Origin of the sequence: Bifidobacterium pullorum subsp. saeculare, from assembly GCF_016899725.1 — a bacterium.
Lineage (GTDB): Bacteria > Actinomycetota > Actinomycetes > Actinomycetales > Bifidobacteriaceae > Bifidobacterium > Bifidobacterium pullorum_C.
In genome coordinates this window covers 1-435 of sequence record NZ_JACLYU010000266.1, presented here as the reverse complement: position 1 = coordinate 435, position 435 = coordinate 1, and the positions used below count along the sequence as shown (strand labels likewise).

The window sequence follows — 435 nt, the reverse complement described above, 5'->3', positions numbered from 1 at the left end:
GACCTATGACGAGCTGGTGGATTTCTGGGCCCAGTTTGAGCCCTACGAGATGAACACCCTGCTGGTGTCCGGCGATATGATGCGCCAGATGCTCAAGATGGACGAGTTCCAGAATCCCCTCACCGGCCTCAACTTCCAGGGCACCGGCAAGCTGGCCACCCCCCTGGGGGCCACCCTGCTGCGCACCTCCGCCCTGGAGAGCGGCAAGCTCATCGGCCTGGACAAGCGGTATGCCCTGGAGATGGTGCAGGGCTCCGACGTGCTGGTGGAGTACGACAAGCTCATTGACCGGCAGCTGGAGCGGGCCGCCATCACCAGCATCTCCGGCTTTGCCAAGCTCTTTACGGAGGCAGCCAAGGTGCTGAAGCTGCAGTGACGGAGGAGATTTTAGCCATGGCCCAAAAGCTGGGCCGGGTGGGCGAGGAGGAGCTGGAG

1 protein-coding gene is annotated in these 435 nt (G+C 63.0%); it reads left to right on the top strand.

Annotation, left to right across the window (positions count from 1 at the left end):
• On the top strand, positions 1–376 hold a 376-nt coding region (locus H7U32_RS10480; protein ID WP_204469951.1), incomplete at its 5' end, for a hypothetical protein.
• Between the last annotated feature and the right edge of the window lie 59 nt (positions 377–435).